The sequence below is a fragment of the Kitasatospora sp. NPDC003701 genome (genome assembly GCF_053587085.1).
On record NZ_JBSFNM010000015.1, the window covers coordinates 38,004 to 60,864 of the forward strand.

The 22,861-nt window shown below is 71.5% G+C and carries 23 protein-coding genes; 5 read left to right on the forward strand and 18 right to left on the reverse strand.

The features are described from left to right. Nucleotides 1–11: 11 nt before the first annotated feature. The 13 genes from nuoK to ACWDRR_RS16590 form a co-directional block, all read right to left on the reverse strand. Nucleotides 12–311, reverse strand: a complete 300-nt coding sequence (gene nuoK, locus ACWDRR_RS16530) for an NADH-quinone oxidoreductase subunit NuoK (protein ID WP_209412994.1) — start codon at nt 309–311, stop codon at nt 12–14. Then, nucleotides 308–1,231 (reverse strand): NADH-quinone oxidoreductase subunit J, encoded by a 924-nt coding sequence (locus ACWDRR_RS16535; RefSeq protein ID WP_449772888.1) that lies wholly within the window; start codon nt 1,229–1,231, stop codon nt 308–310. Before ACWDRR_RS16535 ends, nuoK begins: the two co-directional genes overlap by 4 nt. Beyond that, nucleotides 1,228–1,821 carry an NADH-quinone oxidoreductase subunit NuoI gene (gene nuoI, locus ACWDRR_RS16540; RefSeq protein WP_449772889.1) on the reverse strand — a complete coding sequence of 198 codons (594 nt, stop codon included), beginning with the start codon at nt 1,819–1,821 and terminating at the stop codon, nt 1,228–1,230. Before nuoI ends, ACWDRR_RS16535 begins: the two co-directional genes overlap by 4 nt. Nucleotides 1,822–1,826: 5 nt before the next feature. Beyond that, nucleotides 1,827–3,170, reverse strand: coding sequence for an NADH-quinone oxidoreductase subunit NuoH (gene nuoH, locus ACWDRR_RS16545; protein WP_449772890.1), 1,344 nt, complete (start codon nt 3,168–3,170; stop codon nt 1,827–1,829). Next, a complete protein-coding gene (locus tag ACWDRR_RS16550) occupies nt 3,167–5,773 on the reverse strand; it encodes an NADH-quinone oxidoreductase subunit G (protein ID WP_449772891.1) in 2,607 nt (868 codons plus the stop codon). Before ACWDRR_RS16550 ends, nuoH begins: the two co-directional genes overlap by 4 nt. Then, a complete protein-coding gene (nuoF, locus tag ACWDRR_RS16555; RefSeq protein ID WP_449772892.1) occupies nt 5,770–7,131 on the reverse strand; it encodes an NADH-quinone oxidoreductase subunit NuoF in 1,362 nt (453 codons plus the stop codon). The genes ACWDRR_RS16550 and nuoF overlap by 4 nt, the downstream gene beginning before the upstream one ends. Then, nucleotides 7,131–7,871: an NADH-quinone oxidoreductase subunit NuoE gene (gene nuoE, locus ACWDRR_RS16560; RefSeq protein WP_360624617.1), complete on the reverse strand. Its 741-nt coding sequence runs from the start codon at nt 7,869–7,871 to the stop codon at nt 7,131–7,133. The genes nuoF and nuoE overlap by 1 nt, the downstream gene beginning before the upstream one ends. Then, nucleotides 7,868–9,223, reverse strand: coding sequence for an NADH-quinone oxidoreductase subunit D (locus ACWDRR_RS16565; RefSeq protein WP_449772893.1), 1,356 nt, complete (start codon nt 9,221–9,223; stop codon nt 7,868–7,870). Before ACWDRR_RS16565 ends, nuoE begins: the two co-directional genes overlap by 4 nt. After that, the gene (locus ACWDRR_RS16570) at nt 9,223–9,942 is read right to left on the reverse strand and encodes an NADH-quinone oxidoreductase subunit C (RefSeq protein WP_449772894.1); all 720 of its coding nucleotides are present in this window, start codon (nt 9,940–9,942) and stop codon (nt 9,223–9,225) included. Before ACWDRR_RS16570 ends, ACWDRR_RS16565 begins: the two co-directional genes overlap by 1 nt. Beyond that, a complete protein-coding gene (locus ACWDRR_RS16575; RefSeq protein WP_449772895.1) occupies nt 9,939–10,493 on the reverse strand; it encodes a NuoB/complex I 20 kDa subunit family protein in 555 nt (184 codons plus the stop codon). Before ACWDRR_RS16575 ends, ACWDRR_RS16570 begins: the two co-directional genes overlap by 4 nt. Nucleotides 10,494–10,609: 116 nt before the next feature. Continuing rightward, nucleotides 10,610–10,969, reverse strand: coding sequence for an NADH-quinone oxidoreductase subunit A (locus tag ACWDRR_RS16580; protein WP_449772896.1), 360 nt, complete (start codon nt 10,967–10,969; stop codon nt 10,610–10,612). Nucleotides 10,970–11,675: 706 nt separating this feature from the next. Continuing rightward, a complete protein-coding gene (locus ACWDRR_RS16585; protein WP_449772897.1) occupies nt 11,676–12,350 on the reverse strand; it encodes a response regulator in 675 nt (224 codons plus the stop codon). Then, nucleotides 12,347–13,246, reverse strand: a complete 900-nt coding sequence (locus ACWDRR_RS16590; RefSeq protein ID WP_449772898.1) for a sensor histidine kinase — start codon at nt 13,244–13,246, stop codon at nt 12,347–12,349. Before ACWDRR_RS16590 ends, ACWDRR_RS16585 begins: the two co-directional genes overlap by 4 nt. A gap of 368 nt (nt 13,247–13,614) precedes the next feature. Here ACWDRR_RS16590 and ACWDRR_RS16595 point away from each other — a divergent pair, with 368 nt between their 5' ends. After that, nucleotides 13,615–14,235 (forward strand): hypothetical protein, encoded by a 621-nt coding sequence (locus ACWDRR_RS16595; protein WP_449772899.1) that lies wholly within the window; start codon nt 13,615–13,617, stop codon nt 14,233–14,235. A gap of 13 nt (nt 14,236–14,248) precedes the next feature. Here ACWDRR_RS16595 and ACWDRR_RS16600 read toward each other — a convergent pair whose 3' ends face one another. Next, complete coding sequence (locus ACWDRR_RS16600; protein WP_449772900.1) at nt 14,249–15,178, reverse strand: DMT family transporter; 930 nt, start codon at nt 15,176–15,178, stop codon at nt 14,249–14,251. A gap of 256 nt (nt 15,179–15,434) precedes the next feature. Between ACWDRR_RS16600 and ACWDRR_RS16605 the strand changes: the two genes are divergently transcribed. From ACWDRR_RS16605 to ACWDRR_RS16615, 3 genes are all read left to right on the forward strand, one after another. Continuing rightward, entirely contained in the window at nt 15,435–16,055 is a 621-nt protein-coding gene (locus ACWDRR_RS16605) for a TetR/AcrR family transcriptional regulator (protein ID WP_449772901.1), read from the forward strand. A gap of 254 nt (nt 16,056–16,309) precedes the next feature. After that, nucleotides 16,310–17,026 (forward strand): peptidylprolyl isomerase, encoded by a 717-nt coding sequence (locus tag ACWDRR_RS16610; protein WP_449772902.1) that lies wholly within the window; start codon nt 16,310–16,312, stop codon nt 17,024–17,026. 61 nt (nt 17,027–17,087) lie between these two features. Continuing rightward, nucleotides 17,088–17,417, forward strand: coding sequence for a MazG-like family protein (locus ACWDRR_RS16615; RefSeq protein ID WP_449772903.1), 330 nt, complete (start codon nt 17,088–17,090; stop codon nt 17,415–17,417). Between the two features lie 54 nt (nt 17,418–17,471). Here ACWDRR_RS16615 and ACWDRR_RS16620 read toward each other — a convergent pair whose 3' ends face one another. Both ACWDRR_RS16620 and ACWDRR_RS16625 read right to left on the reverse strand, forming a co-directional pair. Beyond that, nucleotides 17,472–18,761 carry a geranylgeranyl reductase family protein gene (locus tag ACWDRR_RS16620; RefSeq protein ID WP_449773006.1) on the reverse strand — a complete coding sequence of 430 codons (1,290 nt, stop codon included), beginning with the start codon at nt 18,759–18,761 and terminating at the stop codon, nt 17,472–17,474. A gap of 134 nt (nt 18,762–18,895) precedes the next feature. Beyond that, nucleotides 18,896–20,554, reverse strand: coding sequence for an MFS transporter (locus ACWDRR_RS16625; RefSeq protein ID WP_449772904.1), 1,659 nt, complete (start codon nt 20,552–20,554; stop codon nt 18,896–18,898). A gap of 151 nt (nt 20,555–20,705) precedes the next feature. On the opposite strand from ACWDRR_RS16625, the gene ACWDRR_RS16630 reads away from it, so the two are divergent. Beyond that, the gene (locus tag ACWDRR_RS16630; protein WP_449773007.1) at nt 20,706–21,116 is read left to right on the forward strand and encodes a MarR family winged helix-turn-helix transcriptional regulator; all 411 of its coding nucleotides are present in this window, start codon (nt 20,706–20,708) and stop codon (nt 21,114–21,116) included. A 118-nt stretch (nt 21,117–21,234) separates the two neighbouring features. Here ACWDRR_RS16630 and ACWDRR_RS16635 read toward each other — a convergent pair whose 3' ends face one another. Together ACWDRR_RS16635 and ACWDRR_RS16640 are read right to left on the reverse strand one after the other, a co-directional pair. Further along, nucleotides 21,235–21,930, reverse strand: a complete 696-nt coding sequence (locus ACWDRR_RS16635) for a demethylmenaquinone methyltransferase (protein ID WP_449772905.1) — start codon at nt 21,928–21,930, stop codon at nt 21,235–21,237. Between the two features lie 185 nt (nt 21,931–22,115). Beyond that, nucleotides 22,116–22,703 (reverse strand): hypothetical protein, encoded by a 588-nt coding sequence (locus ACWDRR_RS16640; RefSeq protein WP_449772906.1) that lies wholly within the window; start codon nt 22,701–22,703, stop codon nt 22,116–22,118. Nucleotides 22,704–22,861 lie beyond the last annotated feature (158 nt).

Sequence of the window (22,861 nt, forward strand, 5' to 3'; positions counted from 1 at the left end):
AGGCCCTCCGCCTACAGCTTCATCAGGTTGCTGTCATCGACCGAAGCCGAGTGCCTGGTCCGGAAGATGGACACGATGATGGCGAGGCCGACCACGACCTCGGCCGCCGCGACCACCATGGTGAAGAACGCGATGATCTGGCCGTCCAGATTGCCGTGCAGCCGGGAGAACGTGACGAGTGCCAGGTTCGAGGCGTTGAGCATCAGCTCCACGCACATGAACAGCACGATCGCGTTCCGCCGGATCAGCACGCCGGAGGCTCCGATGGTGAACAACAGGGCGGAGAGATAGAGGTAGTTGACCGGATTCACTCCGCGCCCTCCTCGTCGTGGCCGGCCGAGGCCGGCCGCTTGTTCGGCACCGGCTCCAACGCCTTGCGCGGACCGGCGACCGGCGGGCGCTCGGACGGCGGGCGGCCCAGCCAGTCGGCGGTGGTGGACTCCAGCTCGGCCATCCGCCGCAGCATCTCCTGGCTGACGTCGCGGATCTGGCCGCGCTCGCGCAGGGTCTCCATCACCGAGTCCTCGGCGATGGTGCCGTCCGGCAGCAGGGCCGGGATGTCGACCGCGTTGTGCCGGGCGTAGACGCCGGGCGCGGGCAGCGGCGGCAGCTGGATGTTGTCCTTGACCCGCTGGGCGGCGAGCTCGCGCTGCGTCTTCGGAGCCTTCACGTGCTCGCGGTGGGTCAGCACCATGGCGCCGATCGCGGCGGTGATCAGCAGCGCGCCGGTGACCTCGAAGGCCCAGACGTACTTGGTGAAGATCAGCCGGGCGAGACCCTGGACGTTGCCCTCGGCGTTGGCCTCGGCGAGGCCGGTGAAGGTGTCCAGCTTGGCGTTGGCGATGCCGGCGATCAGCAGCACGCCGAACCCGAGCCCGCAGAGGACGGCGGCGAACCGCTGGCCCTTCAGCTGCTCCTTCAGCGAGTCGGCGCTGGTGACGCCGACCAGCATCACCACGAACAGGAACAGCATCATGATCGCGCCGGTGTAGACGACGATCTGCACCACGCCCAGGAAGACCGCGCCCTGGGCCATGTAACAGACCGCCAGGGCGAGCATGGTGGCGGCCAGGCAGAGCGCGCTGTGCACGGCCTTCCTCATCAGCAGCATGCCGAGCGCTCCGCCGACGGCGATCACCGCGAGCACCCAGAACTGGACGGCCTCACCGGTGGAGGTCGTCCCGGTGGCGGCGAGGGCCGCGCCGCGCTCCGCGAGGTTCAGTGCGGTCACTGCTGGGCCTCCTTCTCCCGGTCGGTGCGCTCCTGCTGGACCGTCCCGGGCGCCGCCGCGGTGATCTCGCCCCGGTAGTAGGCGCCTTCGTCGGCGCCCGGGAAGATCGAGTGCGGGCTGTCGACCATGCCTTCGGAGAGGCCGACCAACAGCTGGTCCTTGGTGAAGATGAGGTCCTTGCGCGAGGAGTCCGCGAGTTCGTACTCGTTGGTCATGGTGAGTGCCCGGGTCGGGCAGGCCTCGATGCAGAGGCCGCAGAGGATGCAGCGGGCGTAGTTGATCTGGTAGACCACCCCGTACCGCTCACCCGGCGAGTAGCGCTCCTCCTCGCGGTTGTCGGCGCCCTCCACGTAGATCGCGTCGGCCGGGCAGGCCCAGGCGCAGAGCTCGCAGCCGACGCACTTCTCCAGGCCGTCCGGATGCCGGTTCAGCTGGTGGCGGCCGTGGAAGCGCGGAGCGGTGGGCTTCTTCTCCTCCGGGTACTGCTCGGTGATCCGCTTCTTGAACATGGCCTTGAAGGTCACGCCGAAGCCTGCGGCCGGCCCGAGGACGGACGGCTTGTCGGTCCTGTCGTTCTGGTCGGACGACATCTCGGTCAGCTCCCTTCGGAATGGTCGGCCCCGTTGAGGGCGTCCTGGAGTTGCTTCGGGGCGCGGCTGCGCCGGCGCGGGACCGGCGGGAGCTGCTGGCCGGGCAGCGGAGGTACCGGGTAGCCGCCGGCCATCGGGTCGAACCCGTCGCCGGGCGGCGCGCCTTCGGCCTCCGGGCCGGCCGGTTCGGGCTTGCGCTTCAGGGCGTCCCGCAGCAGGGCCAGCAGCAGGATCGCGCCCGCCGGTGCGCCGACGTACAGCACCACCTCGCCGAAGTCGTAGCCCTCGTTCCGCAGGGCCCGGACGCTGGCCACCATGACCAGCCAGACCAGCGAGACCGGGATCAGCACCTTCCAGCCGAGCTTCATGAACTGGTCGTAGCGCAGCCGGGGCAGGGTCCCGCGCAGCCAGATGAAGAAGAAGATCAGCAGCTGGATCTTCAGCGTGATCCAGAGCATCGGCCACCAGCCGTGGTTGGCCCCCTCCCAGAAGGTGGAGACCGGCCAGGGCGCCCGCCAGCCGCCCAGGAAGAGCGTGGAGGCGACGGCCGAGACGGTGACCATGTTGACGTACTCCGCCAGCATGAACATCGCGAACTTCAGCGAGGAGTACTCGGTGTTGAAACCGCCGACCAGCTCGCCCTCGGCCTCCGGGAGGTCGAACGGCGCCCGGTTGGTCTCGCCGACCATGGCGATGATGTAGACGATGAAGGAGACCGGCAGCAACACCGCGAACCAGGTCGGCTGTTGCGAGGAGACGATCTCCGAGGTGGACATCGAGCCGGAGTAGATGAACACCGCCGCGAAGGACAGGCCCATCGCGATCTCGTAGCTGATCATCTGCGCCGAGGAGCGCAGCCCGCCGAGCAGCGGATAGGTCGAGCCGGACGACCAGCCGGCCAGCACGATGCCGTAGATCCCGACCGAGGCGGTGGCCAGGATGTACAGCAGCGCCACCGGGAAGTCCGTCAGCTGCAGCGGGGTCCGGGTGCCGAAGATCGACACCTCGTCGCCGGCCGGGCCGAAGGGGATCACCGCGAAGGCCATGAACGCGGGGATGGCACAGACGATCGGGGCCAGGATGTAGACCACCTTGTCGGCGCCCTTGACCACCAGGTCTTCCTTGAGCGCCAGCTTCACGCCGTCCGCGAGCGACTGCAGCATGCCCCACGGGCCGTTCCGGTTGGGGCCGATGCGCAGTTGCATCCAGCCCACCACCTTGCGCTCCCAGATGATCGCGATCAGCACGGTGCCGACCAGGAACACGAAGCAGAAGACGGCCTTGAGCAGGACCAGCCACCACGGGTCGCGGCCGAAGAAGCCCAGGGTCTCGTACGCGGCGAGGTTCATCGGTCCTCCCCCTCGGCGGTCGGGGCGGCGGTCGGGGCGGCCGGTGCCGCGGCGCTGCCTTCTCCGGCTCGCTCCTCGCCGGTGTCGGCGGTGATCGTGTCGGAGGTGATCGTGTCGGCGGCGATCGTGACCAGGTGGCCCACGGTGGTGCCCAGGGTGCGGTAGGCGCCACCCGGGGTGGAGTTCAGCGGGATCCAGACCGTACGGTCCGGGATGTCCTTGGTGATCTCCAGCGGCAGGGTGAGCGACCCGGCCGGACCGGTCAGCCGCAGGGCCGGGACGAGCGTCCCGGCCGGGGCCCCGGTGGAGGTCGCGGCGGGCACCTCGGTGGCCCGGACCTCCTCGGCGGTGGCCGGTGAGATGCGCGCGACGGCCGGGTGCCGGGTGCCGGCCAGGTGCGGATCGCCCTGCTGGAGCGAGCCGTTGTCCAGCAGCTGACGCCAGCCGGCCAGCACCGCCTGGCCGGTGGCCGGCCGGGGCAGCAGCGCGGGGTGCGCGGCCGGGGCCGCCGGGTGGTCGCCGGTCCACGGCTCGAACCGGTCCAGCTCCAGCCGGGCGGCCCGGACGTCGGGCAGGCCCAACCGGTGGCCCAGCGCGTCCGCCAGCATGTTCAGCACCCGGCCGTCCGGGTACAGGTGCCGGCTCATCTGCTGGTCGGGCTTGAGCGCGGCCTCGAACATCCGCACCCGGCCCTCCCAGTCCAGGAACGTCCCGGCCTTCTCGGCCACCGCGGCGACCGGCAGCACCACATCGGCCTGCGCGGTGACCGCGGACGGGCGCAGCTCCAGCGACACCACGAACGGCACGGTGGCCAGCGCCTCCTCGGCGAGCGCCGGATCCGGCAGGTCGTCCGGGTCGACGCCGCCGACCAGCAGCGCGTCCAGGGCGCCGTGGGCGGCGGCCGCGAGGATCTGGTCGGTGTCCCGGCCGAGCCGGGCCGGGAGTTCGGCCACCCCCCAGGCGGCGGCGGCCTCGGCCCGGGCCGCCGGAGCGGTGACCGGACGGCCGCCGGGCAGCAGCCCGGGCAGCGCGCCCGCCTCGACGGCGCCGCGTTCGCCGGCCCGGCGCGGGATCCAGGCGAGCCGGGCGCCGGTGGCGTGCGCGAGGCGCAGCGCGGCGGTCAGTGCACCGGGCGCGGCGGCCAATCGCTCACCGGCCAGGATGACGGCACCGGGGGTGCGGAGCAGTTCGGCGGCGCGGCCGGCGTCGTCGTTCAGCGGTTCGTCGGAGGCGAGGGCGGAGAGCCACTCGGCCTCGGTGCCGGGGGCCGCGGGCAGCAGTGCACCGCGCAGCTTGGCCAGGCCCCGCGAGCCGTAGGCGGCGATCGAGAACACCTTGAGGCCGCCGGCCCGGGTGGCCTTGCGCAGCCGCAGGAAGACGATCGGCGACTCCTCCTCGGGCTCCAGGCCCGCGAGCAGCACGGCCGGGGCGGCCTCCAGCGCCTCGTAGTCGACGCCGCTGCCGTCCAGGTCGGTGCCGCGGCCGGCGACGGCGGCGGCCAGGAAGTCCGCCTCCTCGCCGCTGTGCGGGCGGGCCCGGAAGTCCACGTCGTTGGTCCCGAGGACCACCCGGGCGAACTTGGCGTAGGCGTAGGCGTCCTCGACGGTGACGCGGCCGCCGGTGAGCACGCCGGCACGGGCACCGCGCAGCCCCTCGGCGGCCCTGGCCAGCGCCTCCGGCCAGGAGGCGGCGACGAGTTCACCCGTCGCGGGGTCGCGGACCAGCGGGGTGGCGAGCCGGTCGCGCTGCTGCGCGTAGCGGAAGGCGAACCGGCCCTTGTCGCAGTTCCACTCCTCGTTGACTGCCGGGTCCTCGCCCGCGAGGCGCCGCAGCACCTTGCCGCGCCGGTGGTCGGTGCGCTGGGCGCAGCCGGAGGAGCAGTGCTCGCAGACGCTCGGCGAGGAGACCAGGTCGAACGGGCGGGAGCGGAAACGATAAGCCGCCGAGGTGAGCGCGCCGACCGGGCAGATCTGGATGGTGTTGCCGGAGAAGTACGACTCGAAGTCGTCGCCCTGGCCGGTGCCGACCTGCTGGAGGGCGCCGCGCTCGACCAGGTCGATGAACGGGTCCCCGGCGATCTGCTGCGAGAAGCGGGTGCAGCGGGCGCAGAGCACGCAGCGCTCGCGGTCCAGCAGCACCTGGGTGCTGATCGGCACCGGCTTCTCGTACGTCCGCTTCATCCCCTCGAAGCGGGAGTCGGTGTCCCCGGTGGACATCGCCTGGTTCTGCAGCGGGCACTCGCCGCCCTTGTCGCAGACCGGGCAGTCCAGCGGGTGGTTGATCAGCAGCAGCTCCATCACGCCGCGCTGGGCCTTCTCGGCGACCGGCGAACTGAGCTGCGTCCGGACCACCATGCCCTCGGCGACCGGGATCGTGCAGGAGGCGACGGGCTTGCGCTGCCCCTCGATCTCGACGATGCACTGCCGGCAGGCGCCGGCCGGGTCGAGCAGCGGGTGGTCGCAGAAGCGCGGGATCTGGGTGCCGATCTGCTCGGCGGCCCGGATCACCAACGTCCCCTTGGGGACCTGCACTTCGACGCCGTCGATGGTGAGCGTGACCAGGTCGACCGCGGCCTTGGAGGTGGCTGGTTCTGTGATCGTCACGCGTGCACCTCCCTTTCGGTGGCGGACTGGTGGCCGGGGCGGGGGCCGTCGGCCCAGACGGTGGAGGCGGCCGGGTCGAACGGGCAGCGGCGCTCGGCCAGGTGCTGCTCGTATTCGGCCCGGAAGTGCTGGAGCGAGGAGACGATCGGGCTGGCCGCGCCGTCGCCCAGCGCGCAGAAGGACTTGCCGTTGATGTTGTCGGCGATGTCGAGCAGCTTCTCCAGGTCTCCCTCGACGCCCTCGCCGGCCTCGATCCGCTTCAGCAACTGGACGAGCCAGTACGTCCCCTCGCGGCACGGCGTGCACTTGCCGCAGGACTCGTGGGCGTAGAACTCCGTCCAGCGGGTGACGGCCCGGACCACGCAGGTGGTCTCGTCGAAGACCTGGAGGGCCTTGGTGCCGAGCATCGAGCCGGCCGCGCCGACGCCCTCGTAGTCGAGCGGGACGTCGAGGTGCTCGTCGGTGAACATCGGGGTGGAGGAGCCGCCCGGCGTCCAGAACTTGAGCCGGTGCCCGGACCGGACGCCGCCGCTGATGTCCAGCAGCTGGCGCAGCGTGACGCCGAGCGGGGCCTCGTACTGGCCGGGGTTGGTGACGTGACCGGAGAGCGAGTAGAGCGTGAAGCCGGGGGACTTCTCGGTGCCCAGGCCCTTGAACCACTCCTTGCCGCGGGCCAGGATCGGCGGCACCGAGGCGATCGACTCGACGTTGTTGACCACCGTCGGGCAGGCGTAGAGACCGGCGATCGCCGGGAACGGCGGGCGCAGCCGGGGCTGGCCGCGGCGCCCCTCCAGCGAGTCCAGCAGGGCCGTCTCCTCGCCGCAGATGTAGGCGCCGGCGCCGGCGTGCACGGTGATGTCGAGGTCGATGCCGGAGTCCAGGATGTTCTTGCCGAGCAGCCCTGCCTGGTAGGCCTCGGCGACGGCGGCCTGGAGGCGGCGCAGCACCGGGACGACCTCGCCGCGCAGGTAGATGAACGCGTGGTCGCAGCGGATCGCGTAGGAGGCGATGATCATGCCCTCGATCAGCGCGTGCGGGTTGGCGAACAGCAGCGGGATGTCCTTGCAGGTGCCCGGCTCGGACTCGTCCGCGTTCACCACCAGGTAGTGCGGCTTCCCGTCGTTCTGCGGGATGAACTGCCACTTCATCCCGGTGGGGAAGCCGGCGCCGCCGCGACCGCGCAGACCGGAGTCCTTGACCAGCGCGATCACGTCGTCCGGGGGCATCGCGAGGGCCGCCTTCAGGCCCTCGTACCCGGCGTGGCGGCGATAGGTGGCGAGCGTCCAGGGGCGGCTGTCGTCCCAGGAGGCGGAGAGTACGGGGGTGAGCAGCTTCTCGGCCGGCTCGGCGGAGGTCATCACGCTTCGGTCCCTTCGTGACGGGGCGAGACGACCCGGGTGCCACCGGTGCCGGGCAGGGCCTCGCCCTTGGCCAGCCGAAGTCCGGCCAGCGAGGGTGCGCCACCGGCACCGGACTCGTCGACGGCGCCGGGGCGCTCGTCGGGGAAGCCGGCCAGGATCCGGGCGGACTCCTTGAAGCTGCAGAGCCGGGCACCGCGGGTGGGGTGGACCTCCCGGCCCGCCCGCAGGTCGTCGACCAGCCGCCGGGCGCTCTCCGGGGTCTGGTCGTCGAAGAACTCCCAGTTGACCATCACGACGGGGGCGTAGTCGCAGGCGGCGTTGCACTCGATGTGCTCGATCGAGATCTCGCCGTCCTCGGTGGTCTCGTTGTTCTTGATCCCGAGGTGCTGCTGGAGCTCGTCGAAGATCTGGTCGCCGCCGAGCACCGCGCAGAGGGTGTTGGTGCAGACCCCGACGTGGTACTTCCCGGCCGGCCGGCGCCGGTACATGGTGTAGAAGGTCGCGACGGCGGTGACCTCGGCGGTGGTGAGGTCCAACTGCTCGGCGCAGAACCGGATGCCGGTCGGGCTGACGAAGCCCTCCTCGGCCTGCACCAGGTGCAGCAGCGGAAGCAGCGCGGACCGGGCCACCGGGTAGCGGCCGATCAGCTCCTTCGCGTCGTCGACCAGACGGGCGTGCACCTCCTCGGGGTACGGCTTGGCCGGCAGCGCCGGCATCCCCAACTGGACGTCTGTCACCGGTCCACGCCTCCCATCACCGGGTCGAGCCCGGCCACCGCGACGATCACGTCGGCGATCTGGCCGCCCTCGCACATCGCCGCCATCGACTGCAGATTGGTGAACGACGGATCCCGGAAGTGGATCCGGTACGGGCGTGTCCCGCCGTCGCTGACCACGTGCACGCCCAGCTCGCCCTTGGGCGACTCGACCGCCGCGTACGCCTGGCCGGCCGGGACCCGGAAGCCCTCGGTGACCAGCTTGAAGTGGTGGATCAGGGCCTCCATCGAGGTGCCCATGATCTTGCGGATGTGGTCGAGCGAGTTGCCCATCCCGTCCGGGCCGACGGCCAGCTGGGCCGGCCAGGCGATCTTCTTGTCCGCCACCATGACCGGGCCGGGGCGCAACCGCTCCAGGCACTGCTCGACGATCCGCAGCGACTGCCGCATCTCCTCCAGCCGGATCAGGAAGCGGCCGTAGGAGTCGGCGCTGTCGGCGATCGCGACCTCGAAGTCGTAGTCCTCGTAGCCGCAGTACGGGTCCGTCTTGCGCAGGTCGTGCGGCAGACCGGTGGAACGCAGGACCGGGCCGGTGGCACCGAGGGCCAGGCAGCCGGGCAGGTCGAGGAAGCCGACGTCGACCAGGCGCGCCTTGAACACCGGGTTGCCGGTGGCGAGTTTGTCGTACTCGTGCAGCCGGACGCGGAGGGTCTTCACCGCCTCGTGGATCTGGTCGACCGCGCCGGGCGGGAGGTCCTGGGCGAGGCCGCCCGGGCGGATGTACGCGTGGTTCATCCGCAGGCCGGTGACCAGCTCGAAGATGTCCAGGACGGTCTCGCGGTCACGGAACCCGTAGGTCATCAGCGTCAGGGCGCCGATCTCCATACCGCCGGTGGCCAGGCAGACCAGGTGCGAGGAGACCCGGTTGAGCTCCATCATCATGACGCGGATGACGCTGGCCCGGTCCGGGATGTCGTCGGTGATGCCGAGCAGCTTCTCGACCGCGAGGCAGTAGGCGGCCTCGTTGAACAGCGGGGTCAGGTAGTCCATCCGGGTCACGAAGGTGGTGCCCTGGACCCAGCTGCGGAACTCCATGTTCTTCTCGATGCCGGTGTGGAGGTAGCCGATGCCGCAGCGGGCCTCCTTCACCGTCTCGCCGTCGATCTCCAGGATCAGACGCAACACGCCGTGGGTGGACGGGTGTTGGGGCCCCATGTTGACGATGATGCGCTCGTCGTCGGCCCGGCCGACGGCTTCGACCACCTCGCCCCAGTCGCCTCCGGTGACGGTGAAGACCCGGCCCTCGGTCGTCTCGCGGGCACCGGCCCGGGCGGCCTCGCCGGCCGCCGCCTCTTCGTAGTGCTGAGTACTCATCAGCTGTACGACCTCCGCTGGTCGGGAGCCGGGATCTGGGCGCCCTTGTACTCGACGGGGATGCCGCCGAGCGGGTAGTCCTTGCGCTGCGGGTGCCCCAGCCAGTCGTCCGGCATCATGATCCGGGTGAGCGCCGAGCGGCCTTCGAAGATCAGGCCGAAGAAGTCGTAGACCTCGCGCTCGTGCCAGTCGTTGGTCGGATAGACGCTGACCACCGACGGGATCCGCGGATCGGCGTCGGGCGCGGTGACCTCCAGCCTGATCAGCCGGCCGTGGGTGATCGAGCGCAGGTGGTAGACCGCGTGCAGCTCACGGCCCTGGTCGCCCGGGTAGTGCACGCCGCTCACGCCGAGACAGAGCTCGAAGCGGAGCGCGGGGTCGTCGCGCAGGGTGCGCACGGTCCGGAGCAGGTGTTCACGGGCGATGTGGAAGGTGAGCTCGGCACGGTCGACGACGGTCTTCTCGATCACGTCCGCCGGTTCGAGGCCCTGCTCCTCCAGTGCGCCCTCCAGCTCGTCCGCGACCTCGTCGAACCAACCGCCGTAGGGGCGTTCGGTGGCGGGCGGCAGGGCGATCGGGGCGTTGAGCCCGCCGAAGCCGGAAGTGTCACCGCTGCCCTCGGCACCGAACATGCCCTGTCGCCGACCGACCACCTCGACGGGGATCTCTCGGCGCGGCTGCTCCTGGTCGCGGCGGGTCTCGGGTACCTGGTCGTTCATCGCAGCAGCCCCCGCATCTCACTCACCGGGGTGGCCTGCAGGGCCAGTGCCTCGCCCAACTCCTCGGCCCGGCGCCGGTTCGCGCCCAGCGGCTCGTGCTGGATCTTGTCGTGCAGCTTCAGGATGGCGTCCATCAGCATCTCCGGGCGGGGCGGACACCCGGGGAGGTAGATGTCCACCGGGACGATGTGGTCGACGCCCTGCACGATCGCGTAGTTGTTGAACATCCCGCCCGAGGAGGCGCAGACCCCCATCGAGATGACCCACTTCGGGTTCGCCATCTGGTCGTACACCTGGCGCAGGACCGGCGCCATCTTCTGGCTCACCCGACCTGCCACGATCATCAGATCGGCCTGCCGGGGGGAGCCCCGGAAGACCTCCATCCCGAACCGGGCCAGGTCGTAGCGGCCGGCCCCGGTGGTCATCATCTCGATCGCGCAGCAGGCGAGTCCGAAGGTGGCCGGGAAGAGCGACGCCTTGCGCACCCAGCCCGCGGCTGTCTCCACACTCGTGAGCAGAAAGCCGCTCGGCAGCTTCTCCTCGATTCCCATCAGATCCCTCTCAATGCCCTCAGTGCCCTCAAGTCCTGTGGTCCGTGCGCTGGTTCGGGCCCCTGCACCCGTCCGGGCTTGTCCGCCCGTTCACAAAGTCAGCGGCCGCCCCGCACTCAGTCCCACTCCAGGCCGCCGCGGCGCCAGACGTAGGCGTACGCGACGAAGACGGTGGCGATGAACAGGAGCATCTCGACCAGTCCGAAGATCCCCAGGGCGTCGAAGCTCACCGCCCACGGATAAAGGAAGACGATCTCGATGTCGAAGACGATGAAGAGCATCGCCGTCAGGTAGTACTTGATCGGGAACCGACCGCCGCCCACGGGCTGCGGGGTCGGCTCGATGCCGCACTCGTACGCCTCCAACTTGGCCCGGTTGTAGCGCTTGGGGCCGGTCACTGAGGCCATCGCGACGGAACCGACCGCGAACGCCGCCGCGATGGCACCGAGTACGAGGATCGGCGCGTAGGCATTCATAGCCCCCGCTCCCTCCGTCCAGTCGTCCTTGACTGCAGATCGGAACCGACGGGTCACGCTGTGGTGGACCCGCGTTCCAGTTCCCGAGATCCACCTCATGTGAGGCAGTTCACAAAGCCTGGAACGAGCGCATCCTATGCCCGTCGGCTTGTGATCTGCGACACGCAGTTCACGGGGATCTTTGTGATCTACGCCACCCCTGGAATGGTGGCGAAAGTGAACATGACCAGAGTTGTCAACGCAAAGCAGTCAAATGGTCACAATAAGTCGTATTCATCTGCGAAGCGGCAGGTCAGGGCGTCGCTCCTATATCAACTATGCGTCGACCAGAGCAAATTTCCTGGCGTCATGTTGACGTGTTATAGCGCCTCACTCGCAGGGGTGGCGGCCCTCCGAACGCCCGCTTGACCCTTCGTTCACAAGCGCGCGAGCGTCCGTTTTCGCGGCCCGCCACGCGCTGGCTTGGCGCCTTCGGGGCGCGTTCGGGAGCGCCTTCAGGGGCACGTTGGGGTGGCACGTTCGGGGCCCCTTGGGGGGCGCCTTCCGGGGCCGCGTTCCGGGCCGTGTTCCGGGCCGTGTTCCGGGGGCGCCTTCCGTGACCGGGGTGGGTCGCGGCGGAGCGAGGCCTCCCGGTCGCACTGGCGCGGCGGCCGTTGGGTCGGGGGCCGGGTGCCACCGAGGCGTCCGCGCGCACCCGGACCGTTGTTCAGGAAGCGCTCTCCCACACCCAGGCCGCGATGCCGACGCGGTTACGGGCACCGATCTTGCGTTGGATCGTGGCCAGGTGGTTCTTCACCGTCCCGGCGGCGATGAACAGCTGCGAGCCGATCTCCGCATTGGTCGACCCGCCGGCGACAAGCTGGGCGATCTCCTTTTCCCTTGCGGTGAGTTCCTCCACGACCTCCGGCCTCGGGCGCTCCCGATGCGTCGCCTGCCGTGCCGGCTGCGCCTGATGGGGCCCTTGATCCTGATGCGACAGCTGGCGCAGGAGGCGCACGGTGACCTGCGGGCTGATCAACGCGTCCCCCGCGACCGCTGCCCGCACCGCCTCGGCGAGCAGCGCCGGTCCGGAGCGCTTCAGCAGGAACCCGGCCGCGCCGGCGCGGATCGCAGCATGCACGTACTCGTCGAGGTCGAAGGTCGTCACCACAACGACCCGGAACTCCTCGCCCAACCGCCGGGTCAGCTCCAGCCCGTCCAGCCTGGGCATCCTGATGTCCGCGAGGATCACGTCCGGTTGCAACCGGTTGGCCTGCTCAACCGCCACCGCGCCGTCCTCGGCCTCGCCCACCACCTCGATGTCGGGCTGAGCGTCCAGGATGATCCGGTACGCGCTGCGAATCGCCTCGTCGTCGTCCGCGAGAAGGACCCGGATACTCATCGCCCCTCCAATGGAATCGTCGCCGTGACCAGCCAGCCCTCGGAACCCTTCCGCCCCGAGGCGAGCGCTCCGCCCAGCGCCTCCACCCTGGCTGCCAGCCCCGCGAGTCCGCTGCCGCCTCGGAACGCCTCGCCGAAGCGCGTACCGGACTGCTGCGGAGCGCCACCGTCGTCCTGCACGGCGACCTCCAGCCACCGCCCCTCACGCCGCACCCGGACGTCGACCACGCGCGCGGCGGGCGCGTGCCGGCGGACGTTGGTCAATGCCTCGACCACGACCCGGTATGCCGTCGCCGCCACCTCCCTGGGCACTCCGGGCTGGTCGGCCGGAGCATCCAGTCGCACGCTGACACCACCGGACTCCGCGAACCGATCGGTGAGCTCGACGAGCTCGGCCAGGCCCGGCTGCGGTCCGCGCTCCGCGGTGTCCGTCTCCTCGCTGCGCAGCAGGTTGACGGTCCGGTCGAGCGAGGCCAGCGCCTGTTGCCCGGCCCGCTCTATCCGCTCGAACAGCGCCACCGCCCTGGCCGGGTCCGAGGCGGCCAGCACCATGCCCGCCTGTGCCTGAGCGACCATGCCGCTGACATCGTGAGCGACGAAGTCGTGCAGGTCATGCGCCAGGTCGAGCCGTTGGGTGCGGCGTGCGGCGGCCACCGAGCGGCGCCGGGTCTCGTCAAGCCCCCGCAGGTACACCCCCATCAGCACGGCCGGCACCGCGAACACCGACCCGAAGCCGAAGAGGGTCAATGCGTCTCCCGGCCCGACGATGCCCTGGAAGCGGGACGGCCAGAGTGCCACCGCGCCCGCGATCGTCCAGGCCACCACCGCGGACCGTCGCCCGCCCTCGGCCCGCAGCGTCGAGACCAAGAGCAGGAGCAGCGAGGCGAGTTCGAGCAACCCGACCAGCCCGCACCACCGGTCCGACTCGGCCCAACGGCCGGCAGCCCAGACTCCCGCCGTGACCGCTACCGAACCCGCCCCGGCCACACCGGCCACGACCACAACCCCGCACCGCGTCCGCGCCGCCCAACCGAGCAGCACAGCGACGGGAACGGCCAACGCCAGGATCTGACTCATCATCGCCTCCCTTCGACGAACAGCTTATGGAGCACCGATGCTCGCCGCCTGTGCCGATCGGCACATTTCCGCATGCGTTCTGAGCAGCCAGAACAGCCCGATCGGCAGCTGTTAATCCCCCTGGCCGGCCGCCAGGCTTGATTCGTCGGATCGGCCACCGGGGCCGGCCGCGAAGGGAGTTCACCGCCATGACGAACGCCGTGACCGCCACCGTGCCAGTGCCCACGCGCCCCGCCAGCCTCAGTAGGCCCACCGCCGCCAAGCCGGCCGTCGGCACGGCCAACGGCCCGCGGAACACCGCATCGGGCGTCCCCCGCTGGGCCGATCTCGCCGCCAGGGCCACCGTCTGGACAACCGTGCCGTCCGGGCTCTGGCGGGTGGCCCTCGGGCTGGGCGTTCCGGTCGGCTTCAGCGGCGAGCTCGCCGCGACGGCCGATCGCTACACCCCGGGTTGGGGCACCGCCTACGTCGTACTGCTGAGCGTTCTGGCCGAAGCGCTGGCCTTCCTCACCGTCGGCCTGGTCCGCCCCTGGGGCGAGGTGGTGCCCCGCTGGATCCCCCTGATCGGTGGCCGCACCGTCCATCCGCTCGCCGCGATCGTCCCGGCCACGCTGGGCTCCGCCGCTCTCATCTGGGTCGGCATGTCGTCCCTGTTCGGCGGTTGGGCAGCCGCGATGAACAACCCGGAAGCCCCCCATGGCGCCGCCGGCCTGATCATGACCCTCTGCTACCTCCCGTTGGTCGCCTGGGGTCCGTTGGTCGCCGTCGTCACCATCGCCTACGCCCGCCGCACCCTGGGGCGCCGATGACGACCGCACACGCTCAGACCGGCGTCGGCTCCACCTCCACCGGCCGGAGTTCGTCCCGCCCCTTCCCGACAGCGGTACGGCGCCCCCATTCGGTGGCGACCAGGACGAGTGCGCCCCCGAGGAGGGCGAGCGGGCCCAAGTGGTTGCCGGCGAGGGTGATCCCGAAGACGGCGGCCCAGAGCGGCTCGGTGCCGAGCAGCAGGCTGACCCGGGACGGCGAGGTGGCACGGACGGCCCACATCTGCACGAAGAAGGCGAACAGCGTGCACAGCAGCGTCAGATGCAACAACCAGGCCCACTCGGTGGGGCCGTACGAGGCGGCGACCGTCCACGGCAGCGGTCCGGCGATCGGCGCCACCACGGCGAACACCACTGTGGCGGTAGCAAGTTGGACCCAGGTGAGAGCCAGCGTGTCGGTCTCCCGAATGGCTCGGACGCGGGCCATGGCGAGCACGTGCACGGTCCGCACCACGGCGGCGCCGAGCACCAACAGATCACCCACTGTCGGCGCCTTCAGCCCGCCGCCGCCGGTGAGCAGGGCGACACCCACCACCGCCAGCCCGGCCGCCGCAAGAAACGCCCGCGGCAGCGAGGTCCGGGAGAGCGCGCTCTCGGCGAGCGGGGTGAACACCATCGTGAGGCTGATGATCAGGCCGGCATTGGTCGCGGAGGTGTGCACCGCGCCGTACGTCTCCAGCAGAAAGACCCCACCGAGCACCAGGCCCAGGACGGCCCCGCCCAGCCACTCGGCCCGGCTCATCCCCCGCAGTGCCCGCCGTGCGAGCAGCCCCAGCAGCGGCAGCACCAGACCGAACCGCAGCACCAGCATCGCCACCACCGTCCCTGGCTCGGCCACCTGCTGCACCGCGAGAAAGCTCGACCCCCACACCACTGCCACCAGCAGCACCGGTACATCACGAAGGAAGGACGACGAAGTGCGCATGGGCAGGACCTCTCCGAAGCGAACGGAACCGACGAGGAGAATCCCGTACGACATCGGACGGATCTCGGAGCACCGCAGGCCTTCTCGAGGGGCCTGCACCAAGGGCCCGCCATCTTCGCGCACCGAGCCGCCCGCGATCAACGGTTTTCGACTTCGATCGCCTCCCTCCGGCACCGAAAGGCGACTTGTGTCGCATTAAGATCGGGATCGCGCGGCACTGCGGCCGCCGCACCCACTGAAGCGACTGGAGTCGACCGTGAGCGAGGAAGCTCGAACCCCCACACCCCGCCCCGGCGGACGCAGCGCCCGGGTGCGGGCGGACGTGGTCGCCGCGACGCTCGCCGAGGTGACCGAGAGGGCGTACGACGGACTGACCGTCGACGCGATCGCCGCCCGCTCGGGCGTGCACAAGGCCACCCTGTACCGCCGCTGGGGCGGGGTGGACGGACTGGTCGCGGACGCGCTCACCGCCTCCGCCGACCAGCCATGGCCGCTCCCCGACACCGGCGACCTCGCCACCGACCTGCGCCGGATCACATACGAGGTGTACTCCGTCTTCACCGACCCCGAGCTGGGCCCGACCCCGACCGCACTGATCGCCGCCGCCCAACGCTCCGACATCGGCGCCACCGCCCTGCGAGCCTTCTTCGCCGCCCGGCACCGCCAGGCCGCCGCAGTGGCCACCCGGGCCGTCGAACGGGGCGAGCTGCCCCCCAGCACGGACGGCAGCGAGGTGGTGCGGGCGGCGACGGCCCCGCTCTACTACCGCCTGTTCGTCTCCGGCGAGCCCCTGGACACCCGCGCCGCCGAACAGGCCGCCGACGTCGCCGCGCTGGCCGCCCGCGCCGGCCTGTTCACCACACCCGGCGCCGACTGAACGCCCACCCACTGAACGCCCGCCCGCCGAACACCCGCCCGACACCCGTTCCCGACGCCAGCCACGACCGAGGCCCAGAGGCCCAACCCGACCCGACCCGACCCGACCCCGGGGGGCCCAACCCCGACCCGGCCCCCGGCCCCCGCCCCCCCCCGGTGGCCGGAACCTCCGCACGACACCAGCCCCAGCGGCACACCGCCCACCTCCCGCCCCGGCGTCTACCGGATCCACCCCCGGGCGTGGATGATGTCGCCATGACAATGCAGCCGTCCACCACCCCCCGGAAGGCCCGTCACATGAAGCGCAAGCACTGGGCGTTGCCCGCCGCCGCCAGCGTCCTCCTGCTCGCCGCGACCACCGGCACCGCCGCCGCGGAGACCGCGCCGGCCGCACCCGCCTCGCCCGCGGCCCCTACCTGCACCTACACCCCGGCGGTGCCCGCCGACAACTTCAAGGGCATCCCGGTCTTCAACGCCAAGAAGGCCGCCAAGCCCTACAGCGCGACCTTGAAGACCAGTCAGGGTGCGATCACCTTCCAGGCCCTGACCGCCGAGGCACCCTGCACGACGTTCTCGTTCCGCTTCCTCGCCGAGCACGACTACTTCGACCGGAGCCACTGCCACCGGCTCACCACTCAGCGGATCTTCGTCCTGCAGTGCGGCGACCCGACCGGCACCGGCAGCGGCGGCCCGGGCTACTCCTTCCCCGACGAGAACCTCACCGGTGCCACGTACCCGGCCGGCACCGTGGCCATGGCCAACGCCGGGCCGAACACCAACGGCAGCCAGTTCTTCTTCGTCTGGAAGGACACCAAGCTCTCCCCCGCCTACACCCCGTTCGGCCGGGTGACCTCCGGCCTGGACGTCCTGCAGAAGATCGCCGCCGGCGGCGAGGACGACCAGAACAACCCCGGCGACGGCTTCCCGACCCTCCCGGTGAACATCCGGAACGTGAAGATCAGCTCCCGCTGAGCCCCGTGCCCGGCTCCCGTACGGTGGTCGACGTCACCGAGGCCGTACGGGAGCAGCGCAGATGGACAGCAGGATCTGGGAGAGCGTCGACCAACTGGTCGCCTGGCTGGACCGGGAGAGCGTGCTCTCCCCGCAGGAGGAGCGCCTGCTCCGCATTCTCAAACTCTCCGAGGAGGTGGGCGAGGTCGGCGCCGCCGTGGTCGGCGTCACCGGGCAGAACCCTCGCAAGGGGGTGACCCACACCTGGGAGGACGTCCAGCACGAGCTCTGCGACGTCGTCTTCACCGCCCTGGTCGCCCTGCGCACACTCACCCCGGACGCCGCCCAGGTCTTCGCCGACCGCCTCGCCTACGTCGAGCAGCGTTCGACCACCAGCCGCCGGGAACAGTAGCGGCCCGGGCCCTCCCGCCGGGGCAGGAGTGGCGCCGGGCCCGAGAGCTACCGGTCAGGCGTTCGGGGCGACGCGGGCGAGGCCGTTGATGATGCGGTCCATGGCGTCACCGCCCTGCGGGTCCGTCAGGTTGGCGAGCATCTTGAGGACGAACTTCATCAGCATCGGGTGGGTCAGGCCGCGCTGGGTGGCGAGCTGCATCACCTTGGGGTTGCCGATGAGCTTCACGAAGGCGCGACCGAGGGTGTAGTAGCCCCCGTAGACGTCCTTGAGAATGCGCGGGTACGCCTGAAGGGCACGCTCGCGACCGGCGTCCGTCACCCGGGCGTTGGCCTGGACGATGACGCCGGCCGCGATCTGGCCGGATTCCATCGCATAGGCGATGCCCTCACCGTTGAACGGGTTGACCATGCCGCCGGCGTCGCCGACGAGCAGCAGGCCGCGGGTGTAGTGCGGCTGCCGGTTGAAGGCCATCGGCAGAGCGGCGCCGCGGATCGGGTCGGTCATGTTCTCGGGGGTGTAGCCCCACTCCGCCGGCATGCTGGCGCACCAGGCCTTGAGCACGTCGCGCCAGTCCAGCTCGCCGAAGGCGGGCGAGGAGTTGAGGATGCCGAGACCGACATTGGAGGTGCCGTCGCCCATACCGAAGATCCAGCCGTAGCCGGGCAGCAGCTTGCGGTCGCCGGCACGGGTGTCCCACAGCTCCAGCCAGGACTCCAGGTAGTCGTCGTCATGGCGCGGGGAGGTGAAGTACGTCCGGTAGGCGACACCCATCGGACGGTCCTCGCGGCGGTGCAGGCCCATGGCCAGCGAGAGCCGGGTGGAGTTGCCGTCGGCCGCGACGACCAGCGGGGCGCGGAAGGTGACCTCGCGCTTCTCGTCGCCGAGCCGGGCGGTGACGCCGACGATCCGACCGGTCCGGTCGTCCAGCACCGGGCCGCTGACGTTGCACCGCTCGTACAGGCGGGCGCCGGCCTTCTCCGCCTGACGGGCGAGCAGCTCGTCGAAGTCGGCGCGCTTGCGGACCAGGCCGTAGTCGGGGAACGCGGACAGCTCCGGCCAGTCCAGCTCCAGCCGGACGCCGCCGCCGATGATCCGCAGACCCTTGTTGTGCAGCCAGCCGTTCTCGAGCGACACGTCGATCCCCATGTCGACCAGTTGCTTGGTGGCACGGGGCGTCAGGCCGTCACCACAGACCTTCTCGCGGGGGAACGAGGTCTTCTCCAGCAGCAGCACGTCCAGGCCTGCCTGGGCGAGGTAGTACGCGGTGGTGGCGCCGGCCGGGCCCGCGCCGACCACGATGACGTCCGCGGTGCTCTCCACGGTGCTGTCCGGCTTCGTCAGGTCGGCTGCGGTCTCGGACACGGTGGGCACTCTCCTGGAGCTACGGCTGGGGGACGGAGGCGTTGTCCCCGGCAGTCTAGTTGCCGCCCCCCGGCCGGAATCCGAGGGCGGCTCCTGCGACGCACCCCCGAACCCTAGGAACGAGCCCCGGCTCCGCCCCCGGCCCCGGCCCCGGCTCCGCCCCCGACCTCGGCCACACCCCCGGCCTCGGCCCCGCCCGCACCCCCGACCTCGGCCCCGCCCGGCAGCACCACGAGTGCGGCGGGCGCCGCCTCCCGCCGCCGGCGCGGGATGAAGGCGGTGATCAGCACCCCGAGCGCCGCCGCCCCGGCACCGATCGCGAAGGTCGCCCGGAAGCCGCCCAGCGAGGGCACCTGCGCGGGCCCGAAGGAGACGGCGGTGTGCGCGAGCACCGCGCCGATCACCGCACTCGCGAAGGAGGTGCCGATCGAACGCATCAGCGCGTTGAACCCGTTGGCCGCGGCGGTCTCGCCGGGCGGGACGGCACCCATGATGAGCGCCGGGATGGCCGCGTAGGCGAAGGCGATACCGGTGCCGAGGATGCAGCCGACCAGGACGAGCTGCCAGACCTCGTGCAGCAGCAGGAGGCCCAGCAGATATCCGACGGCGAGCACGACCGCACCGACCAGCAGCGAGGTCCGCGGGCCCTTGGCGGCGGAGAGCTTCGCCGAGAAGGGGGACACCAGCATCATGATCAGACCGCCGGGGGCCATGCAGAGCCCGGCCACCATCATCGAGCGGCCGAGGCCGTAGCCGGTCGCCTCGGGCAGTTGCAGCAGCTGGGGCAGCGCGAGCGACTGCGCGTACATCGCGAAGCCGAGCGCCACCGAGGCGCCGTTGGTGAGCAGCACCTGCCGTCGGGCGGTGGCCCGCAGGTCGACCAGCGGCTGGTCACTGCGGAGTTCGAACAGACCCCAGAGCAGCAGGATCACCACGGCGGCGGCGAGCAGGCCGAGGGTGAGGCCGTCGAGCCAGCCCCAGTCACTGCCCTTGGAGACAGCGAGCAGCAGGCAGACCAGCCCCGCCGAGAGCCCGACGGCGCCGAGCGCGTCGAAACGGCCGCCGCTGCGGTCGGGCGATTCGGGAACGACCAGCAGCACCAGGGCGACCGCGACCGCCCCGAGGCCGGCCGAACCCCAGAACAGCCAGTGCCAGTCGGCGCGCTGGGCGACGACGGCCGCGGCGGGCAGGCCGAGCGCGCCGCCGATGCCGAGCGAGGAGCTCATCAGACCCATCGCGGAGCCGAGCCGCTCCCGCGGCAGGACGTCCCGCATGATGCTGATGCCCAGCGGGATGACTCCGGCGGCGGCGCCCTGGAGCGCGCGGCCGACGACGACCGGCACCAGCGAGGAGCCGAGGGCCGCGACCACCGAGCCGACGATCATCAGCAGCAGGCTGGCGAGCAGCATCCGGCGCTTGCCGAAGAGGTCGCCGAGCCGCCCGCTGACCGGGGTCGCGACGGCGCCGGCGAGCAGGGTCGCGGTGAGGGCCCAGGAGGCGTTGGACGCCGAGGTGTGGAGCAGCCCGGGCAGGGCGGGGACGATCGGGATGACGATCGTCTGCATCACGGCGACCACGATGCCGGCGAAGGCCAGCGCCGCGACGACCGCGCCGCTCCGGGCACCGGCCGACCCCCGGCCGCCCGACCCGCCACCCGTCGACCCCGCACCGGTCGAGGCCGCACCCGCCGGCCCGTCACCCGCCGAACGCCGGGCGGTCCGGCCAGTCGGTGGCACGGCGCCGCCCACGGCGTTGTTCTCGGCACTCTTCATGGGCACATCCCCTTCGTTATGTGCACTATACATAGTGCATGCACCATGCACATCACTGCTCGATGGTTACCATGAACGCGAACGACGCAGGGAGTACGGCCGCCCGGAGGCACGCGTGAGGGACCACCTGACCGACATCGAACGGGAGCTGATGCTCATCGGTCGCCATCACGCGATGGCCGGCGGACGCACCGCCGGCTCGCTGGAGCGCTCCGCCTATCTGCTGCTCTCCCGGATCGAGGCGCAGGGGCCGATGTCCATCGGTCAGCTCGCCGAGGCGTTCCAGCTGGACGCCTCCACCGTGAACCGGCAGGCGGCGGCGATGCTGCGGGCGGGCGTGGTGGAGCGCATCCCGGACCCGGACGGCGGGGTGGCCCGCAAGTTCGCCATCACCGTCGCCGGTGGCGAGGCCCTCACGGAGGACCGCCGCCGCCACCAGGAGGGGCTCGACCGGGTCCTGAAGGGCTGGTCGGAGGCCGAGGTGGCCGGGCTGGCGACGGCGCTGACCCGGCTCAACCGCTCGATCGAGGACCTGCAGGGCGTGGTCTGGCCGCGCGGCTGAACGGACCCCGCAGGCCGCTCACACCCGAACGCCCACCGGAACCGCCCCGACCGAGCGCCCCGGCCCGTCCCGACCGGCGCCGACCAGGAGCGCCGACCGCCGGCCACCTGCTCGCGCGCTACGAGACCTTGTACGCCCGGTGCAGGGCGACGATCCCGCCGGTGAGGTTGCGCCAGGCGACCTTGGACCAGCCGGCCTCCTGCAGCTTGGCGGCCAGCGCGGGCTGGTCCGGCCACTCGCGGATGGACTCGGCGAGGTAGACGTAGGCGTCCGGGTTGCTGCTGACGGCCGTGGCCACCGGCGGCAGCGCACGCATCAGGTACTCGGTGTAGACCGTCCGGAACGGCGTCCAGGTCGGCGTCGAGAACTCGCAGATCACCAGCTTGCCGCCGGGCTTGGTGACCCGGAACATCTCGCTCAGCGCGGCGTCGGTGTCCTGCACGTTGCGCAGCGCGAAGGAGATCGTCACCGAGTCGAAGGTGCCGTCGGCGAACGGCAGCCTGGTCGCGTCCCCGGCGGTGAGCGGCAGCTCGGGGTGCCGGCGCTTGCCCTCCGCGAGCATGCCCACCGAGAAGTCGCAGGGGACGACCGTGGCGCCCGCCTCGGCGAAGGGCAGCGAGGAGGTGCCGGTGCCGGCTCCGAGGTCGAGCACGACATCGCCCGGTCCGGCGGCCACCGCCTCGGCCACCGCCCGGCGCCAGGCGCGGGCCTGGCCGAGGGAGAGCACGTCGTTGGTGCGGTCGTACTTGGCCGCGACGTCGTCGAACATGGCGGCGACTTCGTGCGGCTGCTTGTCCAGAGAGGCTCGGGTCACGCCCCCATTGTTCACCCTGGCACCGACGAGTTCGGCAAGGGGGCACGCCGTCCGCCCGTCGCGGGCCCTCCGCACGCCCCCTGACGCCCCTGACGGCGGCCGACGGCGGCCGACAACGGCGGCCGACCCGGCGACAGCGCCCGACGCGGCGACGGCGGCCGGAGCGCGCGGTACGGCGCGCGGCCTCAGTGCAGGCCGCGCCGCCCGCCCGAGCGCCGCTTCCGGCGCGAGCGCTTGCCCTGCGTTATCGCGGGCATCCCCTCGGCCAGCGCGCCGGTCGCCAGGGCGACGGTGGTGGCGAACCGCCCGTTGCCACTGCGAATGGCCAACGCCCGGCGGTGCCGACGGATCCGCAGCACGCAGATCAGGAACAGCAGCACGGCGACCGGCACGCTGAACCGGGCCAGCCCGACACCGACCGGCTGCGGGTAGGTGGCGCCGCAGATCCGGACCGCACCGGGGTCGTCGGCGGCGTGCTCCAGGCAGACCGCGTCACCGACCTTGGCGCCGTCCGCCAGCGGCAGTGCGGCGGCGGTGTGCTGCTGGCCGGCGGCCCGGTAGCTGACGGTGCTGTAGGAGCCGCCGCCGGTGGGCATCTGGGTGACGACGCCGTCCACTCTCACCGGGTGCGCGCCGATCCGGTCGGCCTGCTCGGCCTGACGCCAACCGAGCAGGCACATGCCGACGGCCAGCACGGCGCTGAGCACGGCGGTGAGGTACCAACCACGGCCCAACCGCGGGGAGCGCGGCGGGGGGACGGTCGCGGATCGCATGGTTCCTGTCCTGGCTAGCCTTCGGGGCCTGGGACGGGGCCCCGCCACCCGTGGGGACGGGCGGTGTGTGGTGAGGGTACGGACTGAGCTGACCGGGATCGTATCCGCTGGCGGGCCCTCAGGTCACGGCGAAGGGTGAATCAGACAATATGGCCACC